This is a genomic window from Proteus appendicitidis, from assembly GCF_030271835.1.
Classification (GTDB): domain Bacteria; phylum Pseudomonadota; class Gammaproteobacteria; order Enterobacterales; family Enterobacteriaceae; genus Proteus; species Proteus appendicitidis.
In genome coordinates this window covers 1,123,451-1,146,319 of record NZ_CP127389.1, presented here as the reverse complement: position 1 = coordinate 1,146,319, position 22,869 = coordinate 1,123,451, and the positions used below count along the sequence as shown (strand labels likewise).

Genomic DNA, 22,869 nt, shown 5'->3' with positions numbered 1-22,869 from the left:
GATATCAATGAATAAGATCTCTTTCTTAAACCGCCAGTGGGTTCGTGCCCTTCTGGCGGTTTTTTTCGGTGCCATAGGCACATTGGCATTTTCGCCATTTGATTTTTGGCCAGCAGCGTTAATTTCACTACTTGGCTTATTACTGATAATCACTAACCGTACAACCCGTCAAGGCGCATTCCTTGGTTTTGCTTGGGGATTTGGGTTATTTGGTAGTGGTGTAAATTGGGTTTATGTCAGTATTGCTGATTTTGGTGGTATGCCATTTGCGATAAATATCTTTTTAGTAATTTTATTAGCACTCTATTTATCACTCTACACGCTGTTATTTGCAGGATCACTGAATAAGTTTTTTCCCAAACCAACACTCTGGCGATTTGTATTTGCAGCCCCTGCACTATGGCAAATCACTGAATTTTTAAGGGGATGGGTATTATCAGGCTTTCCGTGGTTACAGTTTGGTTATAGTCAGATTGATGGTCCATTAAAAGGTATTGCACCTGTTTTTGGTGTCACTATGATAACGCTGCTCTTAACCGTTATTAGTGGATTAATTGCATTTACAATCTATCGTAAATCAATTTACAGCCTTGTGGTTGCACTGCTTTTATTAGTATTGCCTATCAGCTTTAAGTCCTATCAGTGGTATCAACCTTTACCTGATGAAACGCAAGAAATTGCATTAATCCAAGGTAATATTGCACAATCATTAAAATGGGAACCCGGCACATTAGAGAGCACGCTAAAAACCTATCTCACCTTAAGCCGCCCTTTTATTGGTAATGCAAATCTTATTATTTGGCCTGAATCAGCAATCCCTGATGTTGAAATTCAACAACAAGGCTTTTTAGCTGAGCTTGATAAGCAACTGAGAGAGCAAGATACACATTTAATGACGGGAATTATTGATGCCCGACCAACATTAGAAGGTTATCGTTTCTACAATAGTGTCATCACATTAGGTGAACACTATGCTTATCAATACCCAGCGACAGATCGCTATAACAAACATCACCTTGTTCCTTTTGGTGAATATGTACCATTAGCATCGCTATTACGCCCACTTGCGCCTTTCTTTAATTTACCGATGTCATCATTAAGCCAAGGTGAATATGTACAGCCTCAGCTCACTGTCAATGATGCCAAAATAACCGCAGCGATTTGCTACGAAATTATTTTAGGTGAACAAGTCCGCGCTAATTTTAAACCCGATACACGGTTCTTATTAACGATTTCTAATGATGCGTGGTTTGGTAATTCAATTGGCCCTTGGCAACACTTCCAAATGGCGAGAATGCGTTCTCTTGAGTTAGGAAGACCATTATTACGCTCAACAAATAACGGTATTACCGCATTTATTGCAGCCAATGGTGATGTTATTTCTCAACTTCCTCAGTTTGAAGAAGGTGCTTTAGCAGAAAAAATCACACCAACAACTGGGTTAACCCCTTATTACAAATGGGGTAATACACCATTGTGGATAATGGTTGGATTATTTTTTATCATCGCCTTTATTAAACGGCGAGTTGAGTAAAGCAAAATAAAATAACGGAATTCAATATAATAATGAATTCCGTTATTTTTAATCGATTAACGCTTAAAATGATTGCTTGTATACCGTTCAAAGACCAGCCCACCATAAACGTAGTTTTAATCCCCACGAAGATGACCAACCGCTCGTAAAACCTACCATTTCCCCTTTATAAACAATAACAAATGAAGGTGTTGCGCTAATTTCCCACTGCTGAGAAATATCCCCTCGACTATCATTTATTACAGGAAAGAGCAGCCCTTTAGACTGAATACCGCGCTCTAACTTTGCGTTATCACCAGAGCGGATCGCAACAGATGTCACGTTATAACCATCTTGCGCTAACGAATTTACTGCGGGTGTTGTTAGTTTACAAACCCCACACCAAGTTGCCCAAAAATAGATTAATAAAGGCTTTTCAGCACTTAATTCAGTTAAAGAAACAACTTTATTATCGACAGTATATAGCTCAGGTAAATTTGTCAAAGATGGTGGCGTAGGTTGTCGCCACCAATCCATCGCAAAAGAAGCTACAACGAAAATGACAAGCAGAACAATCAGTTCTTTACTCCACTTTCGTAAGCGACTACGCATTATTTTTTCACTTTAGCCAATTGCTCTTTCACAATCACTTCTAGCTGAGCGTAATCAACGGCGCCAGGAATAACCATATCGCCAACAACAGTTGCAGGTGTACCTTGGATACCTAACTTACGAGAAAGATCTAAGTTATTTTGTAACACTTTTAAGCTTTCATCTGTTAATTTCACTTTGCTTGTATTGGTTGTTTTCATTGCATCATCAATACTTGCATTATCTAGCATTGTTTTCTTCTGCATTAAGCGTTGGTGCAATGCTAAGAACGCCTTTGGATCTTCTTTCCAAACTGAAAGCACTGCTTGAGAGGCTTTTGCAGAACTTTCACCTTTAAATGGCAATGGTTTAATAACCACGGCAACTTCAGGATAATCTTTTGTGATTTGTTCTAATAATGGGTCGAAGCGTTTGCAATAAGGACAGTTATAATCAGTAAAAGAAACCAACACTAACTTAGCGTCTTTTGCACCAATACGAGGGCTTGCTGCATCGTTATATAATGCGTCATGCTCTGCCTTTAACGCAGTACGAAATTGAGCTTGTTGCTCATCGGCTTTTTGTGCTTGTAATGCCGTAATAGCTTCTTCCAAAATTTCTGGATTCTTGATTAACGTATCACGAACCAGTGCGCGAACTTCTTTTTCCTGATCAGCACTTAACGCCGCAGCTTGCACATTTGCACCAAAAAGTAACGAAGAGATAACCAGTGCAGAAAGTGTTTTTTTCATTAATTGGCTCCTTTAGCCTCAGAAAGAACGGTCAATGTTGAATCTTTATTTAAAATAGGGGGTAAAACCACGCCATCTTTATGGCAAGGTCCATAAACTTGGTTAAAAGGTACTGCAACTTGACCACGTTGTTTTAAAAACTGAGTGATCTTATCAGAAGGTTTAGTCCAATCCCCTCTTAATGCGACAACATCTGGCGCTGAAAGTGCGGCTTGGATCTCTTCTCGCAATAATACATTGTATTTGTTTGCTTTGCAGGTTACACACCAATCTGCTGTTACATCAACAAATACCCGTTTATTGTCTGCTAATGCTTGGTGTATTGCTTCTTCTGATAACGGCTGCCAATTTATCGTATCTTGACCTGCGAGTGTTTGGCTTGCTGGTTGCTCCACAAATAGATAAGTGCTTCCTCCTAAAAGGAAAGCGACCACTGTAGAAATCAATAATACTTTTTTGCCATAATGCTTTGCGATAGCAAACAATAACAACAGCCCAATAATAACAAAAATACCAGCAACTATTGGCATTCCCAAATGAGGGATCAAGAGCGTTATTAGCCAAATACTGGACAACAACATCATAAAGCCTAAAACTACTCTTAGGCGATTCATCCATTTACCTGGTTTTGGTAGCGCTTTGGAGATAGATGGAAATATTGCCACTAAGATCCAAGGCAAACTCATTCCAATCCCTAAAGCAGTAAAAATAAGCCATAGTTCATTTAAAGGCGCTATAAGTGCATAAGCGACTGCGGTTCCTAAAAATGGTGCAGAACAAGGTGTCGCGAGTAAAGTTGCAAATGCACCTTCCCAAAAGTGTCGGCTATATCCTTGTCCACCCGCTGTTGCCATTTTGGTATTCATATTGCTACTTAAACGCAGTTCAAATAATCCAAATAGATTTGCCGTAAAAATAGCGGTAACTAATACCATAAAGCCAATAAACCAAGGGCTTTGGAATTGAATTCCCCAACCTAAGGCTTCTTGGCTATAACGTAAGCCTGTCATAAACAGCGCTAGCGCCCAAAATGAGACTAAAATACCTAAAACAGAAACAGAGAATTGCTTGCGAATAACACCTTTATCTCGATTTTCGAGATGTAAAATTGATCCCATTTTCATCGCAAGCACGGGTAATACACAGGGCATTAAATTCAGAATTAAGCCACCCAATAGTGCAAAAGCAAGAATACCCCAAAGCCCCATACCTGAATTAGAAGGTGGAGTAGTATTCTCTGTTCCATGCCCTATTGTGCCATTAACTTGACGAGAAAAACCTTGGTCAGTAATGACAAAAGAAAGCACTTTACCTGAGATATCACCAGCAGCATCCCCCCAATCATCTGTCACATCAACCGTGACAAATAGGTTTTTATCTTGATGATTTAATTTTGGAATACCGTAGAGCATACCTTCAGGAGGATCGAGATAAATATTAGGTTTAACCCAAGCACCTTGCTCTCTTTGTAAAGAGATAGTGAGTTGGCTATTGTTATAACCAGAAGAAACTGATGATATTAATCCTGTTCCAACAGGGATCTTGCCCATAGCCTGATTATATTGCCATTCAAAATCAGCAGGTACAGGTTCGGTAAGATCTAAATCTAAAGTGTAGTCAGTCAGAATACAGACATTACTGCATGTTGATAACGTTAAAACGCCTGTTAAACGATCAGCGTGAACAGGGGATAACTCAATGGGAAAAATAACTTGTTTATCATAACCTTGGGTATGAATACCTGCTACATCAAAAGCTGAAGGCGAAGGCCAATGCCAAACCATTGCACTTACATCTTGTGACCAATTAATTTCAGGGGCAACACCGCCTTCTCCCGGAGAACGCCAATACGTTTTCCAACCAGACTCAAGCTGTACTTCAAGTAAAACTTTCACGTCACCTGCTGGAGACTTTTGTGCCATCGCCCTAACTTGTGCATGAGAATTATCAGGCGTGGTTAACCAGCCTGTATCTGCGGCTTGAGAAGTAGATAAAGTAAATAGCGTTAATATCAACGCCATAACAAAAGAACGAAACATAACAACTCCCTAAAAATTCCTACAACGCTACACATAGAGCAACGTCTAAAATAGACGCGCAATCTTTTAGCTAAAAGGAAATTTCTAATCCCTCAAAATACAATAATGAAGGTGAAGTCTGATTGGAGGAGGTGGATGATGATGTTTTTTCTGATTACGCCGGCGCGACACATAGATGGCAGCCATACTTAACAATAGCAATACTGCCCATGAATGGAAAAATGGCTCTATTGTTAATGGAGGAACAGATAATAATGATTTGGCGCTTAATTCACAGGTAGACAGTGAATAAGTGCGCTCTGTTGCACTATTTTCATCGGCAATGGGTGTTGATAATGGGTATTGTGTTTGAGCAACAGCCGTTGCTAAGCGCTCACTAATGATGTGGGCACCTAATGAACGCTGAACAATGCAACACAAGATCAGCAAAACTGTTATCACCACTAGCCAGCGACCTGACCGCCAATTACTCATAGATGTTCCTCATCAATATGACTCGCTATCTTAACGGTAATCCACAGACAAACAACTCCTTAAGACAAACTTTACAAATCCCTGTTTAGTTTATTTTTCGCATTATCTCAAATTTTCATTTTTAACCTTTATTTCTATAGGGTTTCTACTACAATAATTTTAAATATTGAAAACAACTTCCAAAAAAATAATCAACTATATTTGATTTCATTCTTTTATTGGGAGATACCTCTCGTATTTCACAAATTGCACTTCACAACAGTATGTTATTTGTTCTATCTATTAACATTACCAAAACAAATTAAAACAAAAAAGTAACACAAAGCAAAACACCAATATCAATTATCACCACGACAGGAGTTATTATGCGCATGCGTAAACTAGCATTATCATTAATGATCTTAGGGGCTGCAGCAGCAGTGCAGGCAGAAGAACTCACTGGAACCTTAAAGAAAATCAATGATAACGATATTATTATTGTTGGACACAGAGAGTCCTCTGTTCCTTTCTCTTACTATGATAATCAACAAAAAGTGGTTGGCTATTCTCAAGACTATTCCAACCTAATTGTGCAGGCAGTAAAAGACAAAATAGGCAAACCAAACTTACAAGTTCGCCTCATTCCTATTACTTCTCAGAATCGCATTCCATTATTACAAAATGGCACATTTGATTTTGAGTGTGGTTCAACAACCAACAATGAAGCTCGTCAGCAACAAGCTAGCTTCTCTAATACGATTTTCATCGTAGGTACACGTTTACTGACGAAAAAAGACAGTGGAATTAAAGATTTTGCTGATTTGTCAGGTAAAAACGTTGTCGTAACATCAGGAACAACGTCTGAAATGTTACTCAACAAACTCAATGATGAGAAAAAGATGAATATGCGCATTATCAGCGCAAAAGATCATGGAGACTCATTCCGTACACTTGAATCAGGCCGTGCTGTTGCCTTTATGATGGATGACGCATTACTGGCTGGTGAGCGAGCTAAAGCGAAAAAACCGGGTGAGTGGGAAATTGTAGGAACCCCACAATCTGAAGAAGCTTATGGCTGTATGTTGCGTAAAGATGACGCTCAATTCAAAGCGTTAATTGATGAAACCATCGCTAAAGCGCAAAAATCAGGTGAAGCAGAAAAATCGTTTAATCGCTGGTTTAATGCACCAATCCCACCTAAAAATCTTAACTTAGAATTCACTATCTCTGATGAAATGAAAGCATTATTTGCATCACCAAATGATAAAGCTTTGAATTAAAAACACATAAGCAGTTGATGCAAAATACATAATTATAAAGTATCTGTTGGACAGACAGATCAGTGAAGTTTGGGGCAGCCGTTCCCTGCCCCTCTTTTTTCACCGGAGGTGAAATCATGTCGATTGATTGGGATTGGGGGATATTCTTCCAAGAAGCCCCTTTCGGAAACACCACATACTTAGGATGGCTAATTTCTGGCTTTCAAGTCACCATTGCCTTATCTTTATGCGCTTGGGTTATTGCCTTTCTTGTCGGTTCTTTATTCGGAATTTTACGTACAGTACCTAATCGCTGGCTTTCAAGCTTAGGCACTGTTTATGTTGAGTTATTTCGTAACGTACCACTTATTGTTCAGTTCTTTACGTGGTATCTCGTCATTCCTGAACTATTACCTCAATCTATTGGCGATTGGTTTAAAATGGACTTAGCGCCAAATGTGCAATTTTTTGTCTCATCAGCACTCTGCTTAGGTTTATTTACCGCAGCGCGTATGTGTGAACAAGTTAGAGCCGCAATAAACTCCTTACCCCGTGGTCAAAAAGCGGCAGGCTTAGCACTGGGCTTAACCTTACCCCAAACTTATCGTTATGTTTTATTACCCAATGCATACCGAGTCATTATTCCACCAATGACATCCGAAATGCTCAATCTCGTGAAAAACTCTGCGATTGCCTCTACTATCGGTCTTATTGATATGGCAGCACAAGCGAATAAACTCCTCGATTATTCAGCAAAAGCGTATGAGTCATTCACTGCAATCACACTGGCCTATGTATTTATCAATGTCATTATTATGCTAATAATGCATTGGCTTGAAAAACGCGTCCGCTTACCCGGCACAACAGGAGGTCAATAATGTACGAATTTGACTGGAGTTCTGTTGTTCCAAGCCTACCATTTTTAGTTGATGGTATGGCTATCACACTAAAAATTACTATCACTGCTATTGTGGTTGGTATTTTATGGGGAACGGTGCTTGCTGTTATGCGCCTATCTACCTTTAAGCCTATTAGCTGGTTTGCAGCCGCTTATGTTAATACTTTCCGTTCTATTCCATTAGTCATGGTATTGCTGTGGTTTTATTTAATTGTGCCTAACATATTACAAAATGTTCTAGGGCTTTCACCGAAAAGTGATATCCGTTTAATTTCAGCAATGATAGCGTTCTCTTTATTTGAAGCAGCTTATTACTCTGAAATTATAAGAGCAGGTATTCAAAGTGTTAGCAAAGGACAATTTTCAGCCTCACTCGCGTTAGGTATGACCAAATCACAAACCATGCGTTTAGTGATCCTACCTCAAGCCTTTCGAGCCATGATCCCGCTTTTACTGACTCAAGGAATTGTATTATTCCAAGATACATCCTTAGTTTACGTTTTAAGTCTTACTGACTTTTTCAGAACAGCGGCAAATATTGGAGAACGAGATGGAACACAAGTTGAAATGATCCTCTTTGCTGGTTTTGTTTATTTTGTTATTAGCTTCGCTGCTTCGATGTTAGTAAACTTTCTTAAAAAAAGGACTACCTAGATGATTTCCCTAAAAGACGTATCCAAATGGTATGGTCAGTTTCAAGTACTGACTGAATGTTCCACTGAAGTTAAAAAGGGGGAAGTTGTTGTTGTCTGTGGACCTTCTGGATCAGGTAAATCAACACTGATCAAAACAGTAAATGGCTTAGAACCTATACAACAAGGCGAGATCCTTGTTAATGAAATCAAAGTCAATGACAAGCATACTGATCTTGCCAAATTACGAGCAAAAGTGGGTATGGTATTCCAACATTTTGAACTCTTCCCTCACCTCTCTATTATTGAAAATCTTACACTGGCGCAAGTTAAAGTGCTTAATAGAGAGAAAGGAGCCGCAAAAGAGAAAGGGTTAAAGCTATTAGAGCGAGTAGGATTAGCAAGCCATGCTAACAAATATCCAGCACAGCTTTCAGGTGGTCAACAACAACGTGTAGCTATCGCTCGCGCATTATGTATGGACCCGATTGCAATGTTATTTGATGAACCGACATCAGCGCTTGATCCTGAAATGATTAATGAAGTACTTGATGTAATGGTAGAGCTTGCAAATGAAGGTATGACGATGATGGTAGTAACCCATGAGATGGGGTTTGCTAAAAAAGTTGCTGACCGTATTATTTTTATGGACGAAGGTCGAATTGTGGAAGATAGACCTAAAAATGACTTTTTTGATAATCCAAAATCAGCACGAGCAAAAGATTTCCTCGCTAAAATTCTACACTAATTCCCACATCCCCTCTGCTGACGTGCTTTTTTGGCACGTCAGCTCAAAATAATAATTTCGATTAACCTCGCAATTAAATATCAAATAATCTTCTTTTTTCGCAATATCACTAGTATTTTTTCAGGAAATACGCATTTATTATCTTTTTGCCTTAGCTCTTTCCAAGATATCTCGCAATTATGTTGAAAAAGTTATGCAAACAGTGGCTTTCATTGAGATCAATAGTTGTGGCTATTAGACAAAATCAGCTATGCTATGCAAGTCTTAATTTCATAATAGCGGTTACCCTCCGGTAGCCATTAATTCACCATAGGATTATCGGTGCCATGCAAGAACAATATCGTCCCGAAGATATAGAGCAAACTATCCAGGAACACTGGGAAAAGAACAATACATTTAAAGTGACAGAAGATAATAACAAAGAAAAATATTACTGCCTGTCAATGCTACCTTATCCTTCTGGCCGACTACACATGGGACACGTCCGTAACTACACCATTGGTGACGTGATTTCCCGTTATCAACGTATGCTAGGTAAAAACGTCTTACAACCTATTGGTTGGGATGCGTTTGGTTTACCCGCAGAAGGTGCCGCAGTAAAAAATAAAACAGCCCCTGCACCATGGACTTACGAAAACATCAATTACATGAAAAACCAGTTAAAAAAACTAGGTTTTGGTTACGATTGGGATCGTGAAGTCACTACCTGCACACCAGAATATTATCGCTGGGAACAATGGTTCTTTACTAAGTTATATGAAAAAGGCTTAGTTTATAAAAAAACCTCTGCGGTTAACTGGTGCCCACACGACTTAACAGTTTTAGCCAACGAACAAGTTATCGATGGCTGCTGCTGGCGTTGTGATACCCCTGTTGAGCGTAAAGAAATTCCACAGTGGTTTATCAAAATTACCGAATATGCAGAAGAGCTGTTAAACGATTTAGATACGTTAGATGAATGGCCTGAACAAGTTAAGACCATGCAACGTAACTGGATTGGTCGTTCTGAAGGCGTCGAAATTAAATTTGATGTTGCTGACAGCAACGACACAATGACCGTTTATACAACGCGTCCTGATACATTTATGGGTGTCACTTATGTTGCCGTTGCAGCAGGTCACCCATTAGCACAAAAAGCTGCTCAAAATAATCCTGAAGTTCAACACTTCATTGATGAATGCCGTAACATGAAAATGGCAGAAGCCGATATGGCAACAATGGAGAAAAAAGGGATTGCAACAGGTCTTTATGCTATTCATCCATTGACTAAAGAGAAAGTCGCTATTTGGGTTGCTAACTTTGTATTAATGGAATACGGCACAGGTGCTGTAATGGCGGTTCCAGGTCATGATGAACGTGACTGGGAATTTGCAACTAAATACAATTTACCTATTAAAGCTGTTATTGCGGATGCCGAAGGTAATCAACCTGACTTATCTGAAGGTGCATTAACCGAAAAAAATAGCCTGATTAACTCTGGTGAATTCTCTGGATTAGACAACCAAGCTGGCTTTAATGCAATTGCAGATAAACTGGCACAAATGGGTGTTGGTGAGCGCAAAGTTAACTACCGTTTACGTGACTGGGGGGTTTCTCGTCAACGTTACTGGGGTGCGCCAATTCCAATGGCGACTTTAGAAGACGGTACTGTTGTTCCTGTTCCTGAAGATCAACTCCCTGTTATCCTGCCAGAAGATGTAAAAATGGACGGGATCACCAGCCCAATCAAAGCAGATCCTGAGTGGGCAAAAACCACAATCAATGGTCAGCCAGCGCTGCGTGAAACAGATACTTTTGACACCTTTATGGAATCTTCTTGGTATTACGCTCGTTATACCTGCCCTGATTACGATAAAGGCATGTTAGATCCGAAAGCCGCTAACTATTGGTTACCAGTTGACTGGTATATCGGTGGTATTGAACACGCAATCATGCACTTAATGTATTTCCGCTTCTTCCATAAGCTGATGCGTGATGCTGGTTTAGTAAACTCTGATGAACCTGCAAAACGCTTACTGTGTCAAGGCATGGTATTAGCGGATGCGTTCTATCACACGGGTGAAGATGGCGCTCGCCATTGGGTATCTCCTGCTGAAGCTATTGTTGAACGTGATGAGAAAAATCGCATCATTAAAGCGACTGACAGCGAAGGTCATGAATTGACTTATGCTGGCATGAGCAAAATGTCTAAATCTAAAAATAACGGTATCGACCCACAAACGATGGTTGAACGTTATGGTGCAGATACCGTTCGTTTATTTATGATGTTTGCTGCTCCACCAGAATTAACACTGGAATGGCAGGAATCTAGCGTTGAAGGTGCAAACCGTTTCTTACGTCGTTTATGGCGTTTAGTTCACGAACACTCTCAAAAAGGAGCGACACAGCCTCTTGATCTTTCTGCACTGACAGAAGAACAAAAAGATTTACGTCGTGACTTACATAAAACAATTGCGAAAGTATCTGATGACGTAGGTCGTCGTTTAGCCTTTAACACCGCGATTGCCGCCATTATGGAGTTAATGAATAAATTAACTCGTGCAACACAAGAAACAGAGCAAGATCGTGCTTTAATGCAAGAAGCATTAGAAGCTATTGTTCGTATGCTTTCTCCAATCATCCCTCATGCATGTTTCGTTATGTGGCAAGCATTAGGTGGAAAAGAGGACGTTGATGTTGCACCATGGCCGGTTGCTGATGAAGAAGCAATGGTCGATGACACCAAACTGATCATCGTTCAAGTGAATGGTAAAGTGCGTGGTCGAGTCACTGTTCCGGCTAATTCAGAAAAAGAATATGTTCAGGAAATGGCGACAAAAGAGTACAGTGTTGCTAAATACTTGGAAGATGTGACTATTCGTAAAGTCATCTATGTTCCAGGAAAATTACTGAACATGGTTGTTGGCTGATAAGGAGGCCTAGTGCGATATCTACTTTCGCTATTTTTCGGTTTAGCGGTGTTAATCACCGCTGGCTGTGGTTTTCACCTTCAAGGTAAAACTCAGGTTCCAGCAGAATTAAAAACGCTTTATCTTAGCTCTGGTGACCCTTATGGCCCATTATCTCGTATAATGCGTCAACAACTTAGACTTAGTGGTGTTCAGCTTGTTGAAAATCCAACAGCCAATATCCCTATTCTTAAAATTATTGGTTCATCAGAAAGTAAAGAGACCGTCTCTGTGTATCAAGACGGTAAATCAGCAGAACGTCAGTTAACATTTGTGCTTGATGCACAAGTGATTATGCCTGATGGTACGATTTACCCAATTTCATCACAGGTTTCACGCCCATTCTTCGATAACCCATTAGAAGCATTAGCGAAAGATGCTGAAAATGACATTATCAAGCAAGAGATGCGTGAACAAGCGACAGCAATATTAGTGCGTAAATTATTGGTTGTTCATAACGCTGAACGCCAAAAAACCGCACAAGCTGAGCAGGCAAAACAGATAATCTCACCAGCCAAATGATCCGCTTATATCCAGAACAACTGAATGCGCAGCTCCAAGAGGGGCTGCGCCAAAGTTACCTACTCTGGGGTAATGAACCGCTGTTACTCCAAGAGTCTCAAGATGCTATTCAATCCGTAGCTAAATCCCAAGGATTTATCGAGCATTATCAATTTACCCTTGATAATAATACGGACTGGAATGAAATTTACTCGCTTTGTCAATCGCTAAGCCTTTTTTCTCAAAGACAATCTCTTTTACTGCATTTACCTGAAAATGGCCCCAATGCAGTGATGTCAGAGAAACTCACTCGCCTATCTCAAGAATTGCATCAAGATTTATTGTTGATTTTACGTGGCAATAAACTCACCAAAGCGCAAGAAAACAGTGAATGGTTTAAAACATTAAGCCAACATGGAACCTATGTTTCTTGCCTGACACCGGAGCTTGATAAATTGCCTAATTGGGTTGCGCGTCGAGCAAAACAAAAAGGGTTAGCGCTGGATGAACAAGGTAATCAATTACTTTGCTACTGTTATGAAGGGAATTTACTCGCACTAGCACAAGCCATCGAGCGCCTTTCTCTATTGTACCCTGACGGAAAGCTAACACTCCCAAGAGTCGAAGCAGCGGTCAATGACGCGTCACATTTTACCCCTTATCACTGGGTTGATGCATTACTTGCAGGGAAAACGCAACGTGCATGGCATATCTTGCAACAACTAAAAAGAGAAGACTCTGAACCTGTTATTTTACTCAGAACTTTACAACGTGAATTAATGCAGTTGATTACGCTACATCGTGAATCTAAAACAGCTTCGCTAAAAACGATTTTTGATAAACATCGAATTTGGCAAAACCGACGCCCAATATTCACAGCAGCACTACAGCGCTTATCTGAACATCAATTGCTGACAGCAATACGATTACTTGCAACAATTGAAATTACAATTAAGCAAGATTACGGACAGACAGTTTGGCCCTCGCTTAGCGCTCTGGGTTTATTACTTTGTGGAAAAGCATTACCAGAAGGATTTGTCAGTCATGCCTAAAGCCAATCACTCAACACCTTTAATTAACCAAGCCATCGCTTTATATGGTGGTACATTTGATCCTATTCATTATGGGCATTTGCGTCCGGTTGAAGCACTTTCAGGATTAATTGGTTTAAAAGAAGTGATTTGGTTACCTAACAATATTCCGCCACATCGCCCTCAACCAGAGGCATCTTCTCAACAACGTCTTGAAATGGTACGCCTCGCACTCGAACCATATTCTTCTTTTAAAGTGGATACCCGCGAGCTTGAAAAACCAACGCCCTCTTATAGCATAGAGACATTAAAAGACTTCAGACAAGAAATTGGCGATAAACAACCTTTAGCCTTTATTATTGGTCAAGATTCATTGCTTTCAATAAATACATGGCACAAATGGGAAAGTTTATTAGACGTGTGCCATTTATTAGTTTGCGCTCGTCCTGGCTATCAAACGCATTTTGGATCAGCGCAAATGCAAGCATGGTTAGAAAAGCACCAAACCAAACAGCAAGAAGATATTCATTGCTTACCCGCAGGTAAAATATTCCTCGCTGACACGCCACTTTATAATATTTCAGCGACAGACATTCGTGCGCGCCACAAAGCAGGTTTAGATTGCCGCGATTTACTCCCCAGCTCCGTTGAAAACTATATTCGCCAACAACAACTTTATAAATAACCTATGCTTTTTAAAGTTGTTCTCTTAAATAATTAAAAGCAGATGGATAAGGCGAAAAATAGCGTTGATTAATCAAATAGCCATCAGGATAAATAGTTAACCAATATTGGAGTAAATCATAAGGTTTAGAGAAAGGCACTACACCTTGACGATATAGCAAAATTGTCTGTGACATTTCTTGTTTCTGTTGCGAACTCAGATCTCGCTTAAAATACCCCGCCATATGCATTAATGCATTAGTTTGCCCTTCTCGATTTGGAGCAACGCTTAATGCCCTCATTAGCTTTTGTTGATATGTCGATGCAATTTCGTCAAGGGAAGTTTTATCAGAAAGATTAGCGAGATAACGCCCTAATTCACGATAAGCCACTTGTGAATAAGCCATAACTAAATATTTATATCGACTATGGAATTTAATCAAAGCCCCTTTACTTAGTGATTGATTAACCTGTTGTTGATAATCGCATAGTGTAAAGAATTGAGTAAGAAAGTGATCGAGAATAATAGGCTGTAAAAGCTGCTCAAGGCTTAATTGAGGTAAGATAAAATTTGATGGAGAAACAAGTCGGTCCCCTTCTTTTCCGATATAACCATAAATCGGCAACGGATGATCTCTGTTTTGGAGATCTATCTGCATAATGCCTATTTTTTCATCTTTAACGGCATGACAAAGTAATGCTAACTTTTCTTGTAATTGGCAATCGTTGTTACTCACAATTTCTGAAGATAGCCCGAGATAATTTTCTTTTCTTTCCATTCTTTTTCTCTCTAACTAAAAAGTATGAGTATTAGTCTGTATAATCTCAACGTAACAAAGTCAAAACACGCTAATTAGGTATTTAATCAGCATTGACAGACGAGGTTTAGCTGTTATTCTCACCCTCTGTTCCCTTAAGGGAACTGTAAGGTAAAACTGTCGTCTAAACGGAAAAGTTCTTATCTGCCTTCTTTTTGTTATTTATTATGACGCAGTTAATGGGCATATATGAATTTTTCTAAATCAAACGTCGAAAAACAAGAAAATGAGGTTTATGTTCTTGTTATTGCTAACTGGAATTAATCATCCAGTAAAATAGATTTATTGGTATAAATTCCTTTAAAATAGCATTCATATTCTAAATAATTTGAGGCGCAGTTAGACAACAAATGGAGTAAGTCGCTAGGAGCATATCAAAGTATATAACTAGTGCGAATAAATGTAGTCAACAACGCTGCAACTTGAAGTATCACGAGTATGTTATTTTTCGATTGAATTAACTCATTAGATTAAAGGTGATCCTTTTGCAAGGTTCTGAATTACAGCAATTTATTATTGATAAACTTGAAGATTCTAAAGCTCAAGACATTATTGCATTAGATGTCCGCGGAAAATCAAGTGTAACTGATTACATGATTATTTGTACGGGCACATCAAGCAGACACCTCATGTCTGTTGCAGATAATCTCGTTGATGATTGCCGCGAAGCGGGATTACAACCTTTAGGTGTTGAAGGACAAGGCGTTTCTGACTGGATTGTCGTTGATCTTGGTGAAGCCATGGTACACGTCATGCAAGAAGATAGTCGCCGTATGTACGAACTTGAAAAACTCTGGAGCTGAGTTTGAAATTACAGCTCATTGCCGTTGGTACAAAAATGCCGGACTGGATACAGACCGGCTTTATGGATTATCTTAATCGATTCCCAAAAGACATGCCTTTAGAACTTATCGAGATCCCCGCTGGCAAGCGTGGGAAGAATGCGGATATTAAACGTATTCTCGAAAAAGAAGGTGAACAAATGTTAGCAGCAGTAGGAAAAGGAAATCGAATCGTTACTCTCGATATTCCTGGCGCTCGCTGGGATACGCCAAAACTTGCAGAACAACTTGATCGATGGAAGCTTGATGGAAGAAATGTCAGCTTACTCATTGGTGGTCCCGAAGGATTAGCACCAGCATGTAAAGCGGCAGCAGAACAAAGCTGGTCTTTATCGCCATTAACCATGCCACATCCTCTAGTTCGCGTTGTCGTAGCGGAAAGCCTTTACCGTGCGTGGAGTATTACCACAAACCATCCTTATCATCGGGAATAATAAATTTTGGCGGGTAAGTAAGTGAAGTCAACTAATGGGATGAAGAAAAGAAAACGTACCCCGTTTCGAGATTATACAGCGGAATCCAAACTTTTCATCCGCCGTGTTATTGTCGCGTTTTCTGTGATTATAGTGCTAAGTGGTATTTTAGTGTTTAACTTACACCACTTACAAATTGCTCGCCATGATGATTACCAAACTCGGTCTAATGGTAACCGTATTAAGCTAGTCCCTATTCCACCTAGTCGCGGTATTATCTATGATCGCAAAGGCGTTCCTCTTGCGCTAAATAGTACTATTTATCAGCTCGAAATAATGCCAGAGAAAGTCGCCAATCTACAAGAAACGTTAGATAGTTTAAGAGAGGTTGTCGATTTAAGTGATGAAGACATTGCTAATTTTGAAAAAGAGCGTAAAAGAGCACGCCGCTTCACCCAAATTGTATTAAAAACAGCACTGAACCAAGTGCAAGTCGCTCGTTTTGCTATTAATCAATATCGCTATCCTGGTTTAGAAATAAAAGGTATTCAACGCCGTTATTATCCTTATGGCTCTGCATTAACGCATGTTATTGGCTATGTTGCTAAAATTAATGATAAGGATGTCGAGCGCCTTGAAAAAGAAGGCTTATATGCCAATTACGCTTCAACACATGATATTGGTAAATTAGGGATTGAGCGTTATTACGAATCGGTTTTACATGGTAAAACAGGCTATGAAGAAGTGGAAGTCAATAGCCGTGGTCGTGTTATTCGTCAATTACATGAGCAACCGCCACAAGCGGGCAAAGATATTTATTTAACTATCGACCTTGAGTTACAGACTTATATTGAAACATTACTTACCACTAGCCGTGCTGCGGTTGTGGTTACTGATCCACGTAATGGTGAAATTTTAGCCTTAGTTTCCAACCCAAGTTACGACCCTAATTTATTTGTTGGGGGGATCTCTAATACCGATTATCAAGGATTACTCAATAATCCCGATCGACCTTTAATTAACCGTACTACGCAAGGGCTTTACCCACCAGCTTCAACGGTAAAACCTTTTATGTCAGTTGCTGCATTAAGCGAAGGCGTGATCACCCCCAATACAACCATTCATGATCCTGGCTGGTGGCAACTTCCCGGCTCTGAAAAACGTTACCGAGACTGGAAACGTTGGGGACATGGAAAACTTAATGTTACAAAATCTATCGTAGAATCTGCGGATACCTTCTTCTACCAAGTTGCTTATGATATGGGAATTGATCGTATATCAACTTGGATGACTCGCTTTGGCTATGGTGAATATACTGGCATTGATCTGTCAGAAGAACGTAATGGCATCATGCCAACCCGTGAGTGGAAACAGCAACGTTATAAAAAGCCTTGGTATCAAGGTGACACGATCCCCGTAGGGATTGGACAAGGTTATTGGACAGCAACGCCAATTCAAATGGCGAAGGCGTTAATGACGCTAATTAATGATGGTCAAGTAAAAACCCCTCACCTACTTTACGGTACAAAACTTGGCAATGAAATGTTGCCTTATGTTGATACTGAAACACGCCAAATTGGCGATATCAACTCAGGTTATTGGGAATTAGCAAAACACGGTATGTATGGTGTGGCTAACTTCCCTAATGGCACAGGTCGTAGAAGTTTTGCTAATGCACCTTATAAAGTCGCAGCAAAATCGGGAACAGCACAGGTATTTAGTTACGAAACCTACAATGCGAGCCAATTGGCTGAACATCTTCGTGACCACAAATTGATGATTGCCTTTGCGCCTTATGATAACCCAACCGTAGCCGTCTCTATTATTCTAGAAAATGGTGGCGCAGGTCCTTCTGTTGGCGATCTTACCAGACAAATTCTTGACCACATTCTCCTTGGTGATAACAACACGGTATTGCCAGCTTCTCCACCAGCACCGCGTGGTTCAGAGGAATAATACTCATGACTGAAAATAACAAGAAAAAATCCTTCTGGACACGGATCCATATCGACCCCCTATTCTTGCTTTGTATTATTGCTTTATTAGGATACAGCGCATTTATTATGTGGAGTGCCAGCGGGCAAGATCCAGACATGATGCAACGTAAGTTAGGACAGATTGCAATGGGGTTTATGATCATGATCATCATGGCACAAATTCCTCCCCGAGTTTATGAAAGTTGGGCGCCTCATCTCTTTTTCTTTTGCGTTATCTTATTGGTCCTTGTCGATGTTTTCGGGCAAATTAGCAAGGGAGCACAACGCTGGCTAGATTTAGGTATTGTACGTTTTCAGCCCTCAGAAATTGCAAAAATTGCCGTTCCTTTGATGGTGGCGCGATTTATGAATCGAGATGTGTGCCCACCGACGTTACGTAATACCGCCATTGCTCTGGTCATTATTTTTGTTCCAACATTATTAGTTGCAGCACAGCCCGATTTGGGGACATCCATTCTTGTTGCTGCTTCAGGGCTATTTGTTCTTTTCCTTGCTGGAATGAGTTGGCGACTTATTATTATCGCAATTTTACTTGTTGCCGCCTTTATCCCCATACTTTGGTTTTTCCTCATGCATGATTACCAGCAAGCACGGGTAATGATGCTTCTTGACCCCGAATCAGACCCTCTTGGCGCAGGATATCATATCATCCAATCTAAAATTGCCATTGGTTCTGGTGGATTACATGGAAAAGGATGGTTACAAGGCACTCAATCTCAATTAGAATTCTTACCAGAGCGCCATACAGACTTTATTTTTGCTGTATTGGCTGAAGAACTCGGATTAATTGGTGTTTTGATACTACTGACGCTTTATATACTCTTAATCGCGCGCGGTCTTTATCTTGCAACGAAAGCACAAAATACATTTGGTAGAGTAATGATTGGCGGATTAATGCTAATTTTCTTTGTCTATGTTTTTGTCAACATAGGAATGGTGAGTGGCATTCTTCCTGTTGTGGGTGTTCCGTTACCGCTGATGAGTTATGGAGGCTCGGCCCTTATTGTATTAATGGCAGGGTTTGGTATCGTGATGTCGATTCATACACACCGAAAACTACTATCTAAAAGTTTATAATGAGGTTTTTATGCGTCTGCAATGGGTTTTGATTGGTATCAGTGCATTGCTACTGTCAGGGTGTGTTATTGATAAGCCGAATACCAATAAACAGCCAGCACCATTACCCAATGTGCCAGCTCAACGTGTTCTCGGTGCAGAGCCACGTTACGAGCCTTATCACCCTACGGCAAATCAAGATTACCGAAAAAATGGCGTGGTTTACCGTATTGTGACTGATCCTGCAAACTTCAGTGAGCGAGGAGAGGCGGTTGTTTATGATAGTTTAGCGATGAGTCGTTTAACAACCATTGGTGAGCGCGTTAATCCCTATGAGTTTGCTGTCGCACATCCTACATTACCGATCCCAAGCTATGCGAAAATCACGAACTTGCTCAATGGACGCACAATGGTTGTACGTATTAACGACCGTGGTCCTTACGTCAATGGAAAACAAATCCAAGTCACCCCAGCGGTTTCTGATAGTTTACGTTTAATGCCAACAACCCCATTGCTTATTGAAGGAATTGTTGTTGACCAAACTGGCCATATGAGTGGTATTGGTACACATGGTGCGCAGATTGAGAAGAAAACAACGGCATTACCTGAGCGCCCTAATTTTAATGCTCAGCCAGCAGCACAAGCGCCATTAACGACATCAACGCCTACCAACAACAATATGCCCGTAGAGCCACCAGCTCCAACTCCTGTTCCAGTCAAAACGCCAACTCCGGCGCCAGCTCCAATGCCAACTCCTGTGGAGACAGAAACAAAAGCACCAAAACCTGTATTATCCTCAAACGCTATAGCACAAGGCTTTTATGTCCAAGTCGGCGCTCTCAGTAACGAAAATAATGCGCAGTTTTGGCTCAATGATTTATCGTCATTATTTAGCACTCAAGGTGTAATCAATAAAGCAGATGGATTGTATAAAGTGCAACTCGGCCCTTATTCATCTAAAGATCAAGCCGAAATGATAAAGAACAAGCTAAAACAAGTTAAAGATATCACGGGATTTATTATTACCCAATAAAGGATAATTTTACGTAAAATCCTTTTTATATCAGCAAATTCAAGCGTAGAATCGTCTGGATTTGCTGATATTTTATTTATCAGTCCCTATTTTTCCCTGAATTTTCGGATTAAACAAACAGAATGAAACAGATACTCCCAGCAAAATTACTAAGAACAAGCCTATTAAGTGCCACTTTTGCTTTACTCACAGTAAGTCATCAAAGTATTGCGGAAGATTCCCTAAAAACAATGATACCCGCTGTTCCTAGTATCGAAGCCGAATCTTATATTCTTATTGATTATAATTCTGGGAAAGTACTGGCTGAAATGAATGCCGATGTTCGCCGTGATCCTGCCAGTTTAACCAAGATGATGACCAGCTATGTTATCGGTCAATCAATTCGTGCTGGTAAAATTTCAAATAGCGATATCGTACCCATTGGTGAAGAAGCATGGGCAACGGGTAATCCTGTTTTTCGTGGCTCTTCTTTAATGTTCTTAAAACCAGGTGATCAAGTTACAGTTGCGCAGTTAACTCGTGGTATTAACTTACAATCAGGTAATGATGCTTGTGTTGCGATGGCCTCTTATATCGCTGGCAGCCAAGATACGTTTGTGACCATGATGAACGACTACGTTAAACGCCTAGGTTTACAAAATACACAATTCCAAACCGTTCATGGTCTTGATGCCCCAGGACAATACAGCTCGGCTCGCGATATGGCGCTAATTGGTGCTGCATTAATTCGCGATGTACCGGATGAATATGCCATCTATAAAGAAAAAGAGTACACCTACAACAATATTCGCCAAACCAACCGAAATGGTTTGTTGTGGGATACCAGTTTAAACGTTGATGGCATTAAAACTGGGCATACTGCATCTGCTGGCTATAACCTTGTCGCTTCTGCAACTGAAGGCGATATGCGTTTAATTTCTGCAGTTATGGGCGGTCACTCATCTAAAGGTCGAGATGCAGAAAGTAAAAAATTACTTACTTGGGGTTTTCGTTTTTTTGAAACCGTAAAACCATTGCAAGTGGGTAAAGAGTTCGCCGCAGAGCCAATTTGGTATGGTGAAACAGATAAAGTACAATTAGGGGTAGATAAAGATGTTTATTTAACTATTCCTCGTGGTCGTTTAAAAGATTTAAAAGCAAGCTATGTTCTTGATAATGTAGAATTACATGCACCAGTGGCGAAAAACCAAGTTGTGGGAACAATTAATTTCCAACTTGATGGTCAAGTGATTGAACAACGCCCGCTTGTTGTGATGAATGAAGTAAAAGAAGGTGGTTTCTTTAGCCGTATTATCGACTATATTAAATTATTATTCTCACACTGGTTTGGCTAAGGCTTGAAAAAGGTAAATGCGCCCACATATAACTTTCATACAGATATTGGCAGAAATACATTTACCATTCCCATATTTACCCTAATTACCAGTATTGCATTCCTTATTATATAAGGAATGCCCTTTTTATTTGCTAAGATTAGGTGTAGAAATAAATTATTAAAACAACAGCACCCGTTGTCTTAAGGAATTACATTATGATGAAAACAAAATTAAACGAACTGTTAGAGTTCCCATGTTCTTTCACTTATAAAGTGATGGGTCATGCAAAACCAGAATTAGTGGATCAAGTCGTTGAAGTCATTCAGCGCCATGCGCCTGGTGATTACACGCCTTCAGTGAAACCAAGTAGCAAAGGTAATTACCACTCTGTTTCTATTACTATCAATGCAACTCATATCGATCAAGTAGAAACGTTATATAAAGAATTAGGTGAACTTGAACTGGTACGTATGGTTCTATAATCTCTTCTTTGAATAGATGACTTTCTAAAAGCGCCTTTCATTAAGGCGCTTTTTTATTTCTGCCTTTCCTCATTTTTCACTCTACCTCGGAAAAAAAACATCTCAATCTGGTAGTTCATTTACTGGAGCGTTATACTGCTCTTCACAATTACGCTACAAATGAAGATTTTCACGGTGCAAGACAAGACAATCATTATTCGCCAATTAGGTGTGGAACCCTATTTACCGGTTTCTGATTCTATGCATCAGTTTACGGAAAAACGGGAAAGTCACACACCTGATGAAATATGGCTCGTTCAACATGAACAGGTTTTTACCCAAGGGCAAGCAGGTAAAGCTGAACACTTATTAAATACGGGAACTATCCCAGTTATTCAATCTGATCGTGGTGGTCAAGTGACTTATCATGGCCCTGGTCAACAAGTGATGTATGTTTTAATTGATTTAAAACGCAATCATGTAGGTGTTCGTCAATTAGTCACCGCTCTTGAAAATACCGTTATTGATACGCTGGCAGAGTTTAATGTAGAAGCTTATGCTCGCGCTGATGCACCCGGCGTTTATGTAAAGGGCGATAAAATTTGCTCTTTAGGATTACGCATTCGTAAAGGTTGCTCCTTTCATGGACTTGCGCTCAATATCGATATGGATTTATCGCCTTTTACACGAATAAATCCTTGTGGTTATTCTGATCTAAAAATGACGCAGTTAATTGATTTTGCACCGAACACGACAACGTCACAGGTAGCACCGTTATTAGTTAAGCATTTTTGTACACAACTAGGATTTCAACCACAGCAATAAAAATGCTATAATTTTTTTAACATTTATCATATTTTTTTAAAACCCTGATTACCTCAGTCACATCGTGTTAATCACTCTAG

At 39.9% G+C, this 22,869-nt stretch carries 22 protein-coding genes; 17 read left to right on the top strand and 5 right to left on the bottom strand.

Annotated elements, in window-relative coordinates; translation table 11 throughout:
- Positions 1–7: 7 nt before the first annotated feature.
- A complete protein-coding gene (gene lnt / locus QQS39_RS05260) occupies positions 8–1,534 on the top strand; it encodes an apolipoprotein N-acyltransferase (protein ID WP_151434553.1) in 1,527 nt (508 codons plus the stop codon).
- A gap of 87 nt (positions 1,535–1,621) precedes the next feature.
- On the opposite strand, the gene QQS39_RS05255 is transcribed toward lnt, so the two are convergent.
- From QQS39_RS05255 to QQS39_RS05240, 4 genes are all read right to left on the bottom strand, one after another.
- The gene (locus tag QQS39_RS05255) at positions 1,622–2,125 is read right to left on the bottom strand and encodes a protein disulfide oxidoreductase (protein ID WP_151434552.1); all 504 of its coding nucleotides are present in this window, start codon (positions 2,123–2,125) and stop codon (positions 1,622–1,624) included.
- Entirely contained in the window at positions 2,125–2,856 is a 732-nt protein-coding gene (locus QQS39_RS05250; RefSeq protein WP_151434551.1) for a DsbA family protein, read from the bottom strand. Before QQS39_RS05250 ends, QQS39_RS05255 begins: the two co-directional genes overlap by 1 nt.
- Positions 2,856–4,895: a protein-disulfide reductase DsbD family protein gene (locus QQS39_RS05245; RefSeq protein ID WP_285805510.1), complete on the bottom strand. Its 2,040-nt coding sequence runs from the start codon at positions 4,893–4,895 to the stop codon at positions 2,856–2,858. Before QQS39_RS05245 ends, QQS39_RS05250 begins: the two co-directional genes overlap by 1 nt.
- Before the next feature lie 84 nt (positions 4,896–4,979).
- Complete coding sequence (locus QQS39_RS05240; RefSeq protein WP_196570421.1) at positions 4,980–5,369, bottom strand: metal resistance protein; 390 nt, start codon at positions 5,367–5,369, stop codon at positions 4,980–4,982.
- A 365-nt stretch (positions 5,370–5,734) separates the two neighbouring features.
- Here QQS39_RS05240 and QQS39_RS05235 point away from each other — a divergent pair, with 365 nt between their 5' ends.
- From QQS39_RS05235 to nadD, 8 genes are all read left to right on the top strand, one after another.
- The gene (locus QQS39_RS05235; protein ID WP_285805509.1) at positions 5,735–6,628 is read left to right on the top strand and encodes an amino acid ABC transporter substrate-binding protein; all 894 of its coding nucleotides are present in this window, start codon (positions 5,735–5,737) and stop codon (positions 6,626–6,628) included.
- 116 nt (positions 6,629–6,744) lie between these two features.
- Entirely contained in the window at positions 6,745–7,485 is a 741-nt protein-coding gene (locus QQS39_RS05230) for an amino acid ABC transporter permease (protein ID WP_069370058.1), read from the top strand.
- Entirely contained in the window at positions 7,485–8,159 is a 675-nt protein-coding gene (gene gltK / locus QQS39_RS05225; protein WP_006537724.1) for a glutamate/aspartate ABC transporter permease GltK, read from the top strand. The genes QQS39_RS05230 and gltK overlap by 1 nt, the downstream gene beginning before the upstream one ends.
- The gene (locus QQS39_RS05220; protein WP_099075883.1) at positions 8,160–8,885 is read left to right on the top strand and encodes an amino acid ABC transporter ATP-binding protein; all 726 of its coding nucleotides are present in this window, start codon (positions 8,160–8,162) and stop codon (positions 8,883–8,885) included.
- Between the two features lie 326 nt (positions 8,886–9,211).
- Complete coding sequence (gene leuS / locus QQS39_RS05215) at positions 9,212–11,794, top strand: leucine--tRNA ligase (RefSeq protein WP_151434547.1); 2,583 nt, start codon at positions 9,212–9,214, stop codon at positions 11,792–11,794.
- Positions 11,795–11,806: 12 nt separating this feature from the next.
- Positions 11,807–12,355 carry an LPS assembly lipoprotein LptE gene (gene lptE / locus QQS39_RS05210; protein ID WP_285805508.1) on the top strand — a complete coding sequence of 183 codons (549 nt, stop codon included), beginning with the start codon at positions 11,807–11,809 and terminating at the stop codon, positions 12,353–12,355.
- Complete coding sequence (gene holA / locus QQS39_RS05205; protein ID WP_285805507.1) at positions 12,352–13,386, top strand: DNA polymerase III subunit delta; 1,035 nt, start codon at positions 12,352–12,354, stop codon at positions 13,384–13,386. Before lptE ends, holA begins: the two co-directional genes overlap by 4 nt.
- The gene (gene nadD, locus QQS39_RS05200; protein WP_285805506.1) at positions 13,379–14,050 is read left to right on the top strand and encodes a nicotinate-nucleotide adenylyltransferase; all 672 of its coding nucleotides are present in this window, start codon (positions 13,379–13,381) and stop codon (positions 14,048–14,050) included. The genes holA and nadD overlap by 8 nt, the downstream gene beginning before the upstream one ends.
- A gap of 10 nt (positions 14,051–14,060) precedes the next feature.
- Here the strand turns inward: nadD and QQS39_RS05195 are convergent, their stop codons facing one another.
- Positions 14,061–14,807 carry a YbgA family protein gene (locus QQS39_RS05195; RefSeq protein ID WP_285805505.1) on the bottom strand — a complete coding sequence of 249 codons (747 nt, stop codon included), beginning with the start codon at positions 14,805–14,807 and terminating at the stop codon, positions 14,061–14,063.
- 515 nt (positions 14,808–15,322) lie between these two features.
- Between QQS39_RS05195 and rsfS the strand changes: the two genes are divergently transcribed.
- The 8 genes from rsfS (at position 15,323) to lipB (ending at position 22,789) form a co-directional block, all read left to right on the top strand.
- Positions 15,323–15,649, top strand: a complete 327-nt coding sequence (gene rsfS, locus QQS39_RS05190; RefSeq protein ID WP_006537732.1) for a ribosome silencing factor — start codon at positions 15,323–15,325, stop codon at positions 15,647–15,649.
- 2 nt (positions 15,650–15,651) lie between these two features.
- The gene (gene rlmH, locus QQS39_RS05185) at positions 15,652–16,122 is read left to right on the top strand and encodes a 23S rRNA (pseudouridine(1915)-N(3))-methyltransferase RlmH (protein ID WP_004246050.1); all 471 of its coding nucleotides are present in this window, start codon (positions 15,652–15,654) and stop codon (positions 16,120–16,122) included.
- A gap of 39 nt (positions 16,123–16,161) precedes the next feature.
- Complete coding sequence (gene mrdA, locus QQS39_RS05180; RefSeq protein WP_151436726.1) at positions 16,162–18,057, top strand: peptidoglycan DD-transpeptidase MrdA; 1,896 nt, start codon at positions 16,162–16,164, stop codon at positions 18,055–18,057.
- A 5-nt stretch (positions 18,058–18,062) separates the two neighbouring features.
- On the top strand, positions 18,063–19,175 hold the full coding sequence (mrdB, locus tag QQS39_RS05175; RefSeq protein WP_151434542.1) for a peptidoglycan glycosyltransferase MrdB: 1,113 nt from the start codon (positions 18,063–18,065) through the stop codon (positions 19,173–19,175).
- Between the two features lie 10 nt (positions 19,176–19,185).
- Positions 19,186–20,187, top strand: a complete 1,002-nt coding sequence (gene rlpA / locus QQS39_RS05170) for an endolytic peptidoglycan transglycosylase RlpA (RefSeq protein ID WP_285805504.1) — start codon at positions 19,186–19,188, stop codon at positions 20,185–20,187.
- Between the two features lie 122 nt (positions 20,188–20,309).
- On the top strand, positions 20,310–21,521 hold the full coding sequence (gene dacA, locus QQS39_RS05165; RefSeq protein WP_151434540.1) for a D-alanyl-D-alanine carboxypeptidase DacA: 1,212 nt from the start codon (positions 20,310–20,312) through the stop codon (positions 21,519–21,521).
- Positions 21,522–21,721: 200 nt separating this feature from the next.
- Positions 21,722–21,985 (top strand): DUF493 family protein YbeD, encoded by a 264-nt coding sequence (ybeD, locus tag QQS39_RS05160; protein ID WP_036912266.1) that lies wholly within the window; start codon positions 21,722–21,724, stop codon positions 21,983–21,985.
- A 159-nt stretch (positions 21,986–22,144) separates the two neighbouring features.
- Positions 22,145–22,789, top strand: a complete 645-nt coding sequence (gene lipB, locus QQS39_RS05155; RefSeq protein WP_151434539.1) for a lipoyl(octanoyl) transferase LipB — start codon at positions 22,145–22,147, stop codon at positions 22,787–22,789.
- Positions 22,790–22,869 lie beyond the last annotated feature (80 nt).

Excerpts from the sequence above, each read along its gene's own strand:
- QQS39_RS05195 (WP_285805505.1), bottom strand. The coding sequence starts at position 14,807 with ATGGAAAGAAAAGAAAATTATCTCGGGCTATCTTCAGAAATTGTGAGT.
- ybeD (WP_036912266.1), top strand. The coding sequence starts at position 21,722 with ATGAAAACAAAATTAAACGAACTGTTAGAGTTCCCATGTTCTTTCACT.
- mrdB (WP_151434542.1), top strand. The coding sequence starts at position 18,063 with ATGACTGAAAATAACAAGAAAAAATCCTTCTGGACACGGATCCATATC.
- lnt (WP_151434553.1), top strand. The coding sequence starts at position 8 with ATGAATAAGATCTCTTTCTTAAACCGCCAGTGGGTTCGTGCCCTTCTG.
- nadD (WP_285805506.1), top strand. The coding sequence starts at position 13,379 with ATGCCTAAAGCCAATCACTCAACACCTTTAATTAACCAAGCCATCGCT.
- QQS39_RS05245 (WP_285805510.1), bottom strand. The coding sequence starts at position 4,895 with ATGTTTCGTTCTTTTGTTATGGCGTTGATATTAACGCTATTTACTTTA.
- QQS39_RS05240 (WP_196570421.1), bottom strand. The coding sequence starts at position 5,369 with ATGAGTAATTGGCGGTCAGGTCGCTGGCTAGTGGTGATAACAGTTTTG.
- QQS39_RS05255 (WP_151434552.1), bottom strand. The coding sequence starts at position 2,125 with ATGCGTAGTCGCTTACGAAAGTGGAGTAAAGAACTGATTGTTCTGCTT.
- QQS39_RS05250 (WP_151434551.1), bottom strand. The coding sequence starts at position 2,856 with ATGAAAAAAACACTTTCTGCACTGGTTATCTCTTCGTTACTTTTTGGT.
- gltK (WP_006537724.1), top strand. The coding sequence starts at position 7,485 with ATGTACGAATTTGACTGGAGTTCTGTTGTTCCAAGCCTACCATTTTTA.
- rlpA (WP_285805504.1), top strand. The coding sequence starts at position 19,186 with ATGCGTCTGCAATGGGTTTTGATTGGTATCAGTGCATTGCTACTGTCA.
- lipB (WP_151434539.1), top strand. The coding sequence starts at position 22,145 with ATGAAGATTTTCACGGTGCAAGACAAGACAATCATTATTCGCCAATTA.
- holA (WP_285805507.1), top strand. The coding sequence starts at position 12,352 with ATGATCCGCTTATATCCAGAACAACTGAATGCGCAGCTCCAAGAGGGG.
- mrdA (WP_151436726.1), top strand. The coding sequence starts at position 16,162 with ATGAAGAAAAGAAAACGTACCCCGTTTCGAGATTATACAGCGGAATCC.
- QQS39_RS05230 (WP_069370058.1), top strand. The coding sequence starts at position 6,745 with ATGTCGATTGATTGGGATTGGGGGATATTCTTCCAAGAAGCCCCTTTC.
- QQS39_RS05220 (WP_099075883.1), top strand. The coding sequence starts at position 8,160 with ATGATTTCCCTAAAAGACGTATCCAAATGGTATGGTCAGTTTCAAGTA.
- dacA (WP_151434540.1), top strand. The coding sequence starts at position 20,310 with ATGAAACAGATACTCCCAGCAAAATTACTAAGAACAAGCCTATTAAGT.
- leuS (WP_151434547.1), top strand. The coding sequence starts at position 9,212 with ATGCAAGAACAATATCGTCCCGAAGATATAGAGCAAACTATCCAGGAA.
- QQS39_RS05235 (WP_285805509.1), top strand. The coding sequence starts at position 5,735 with ATGCGCATGCGTAAACTAGCATTATCATTAATGATCTTAGGGGCTGCA.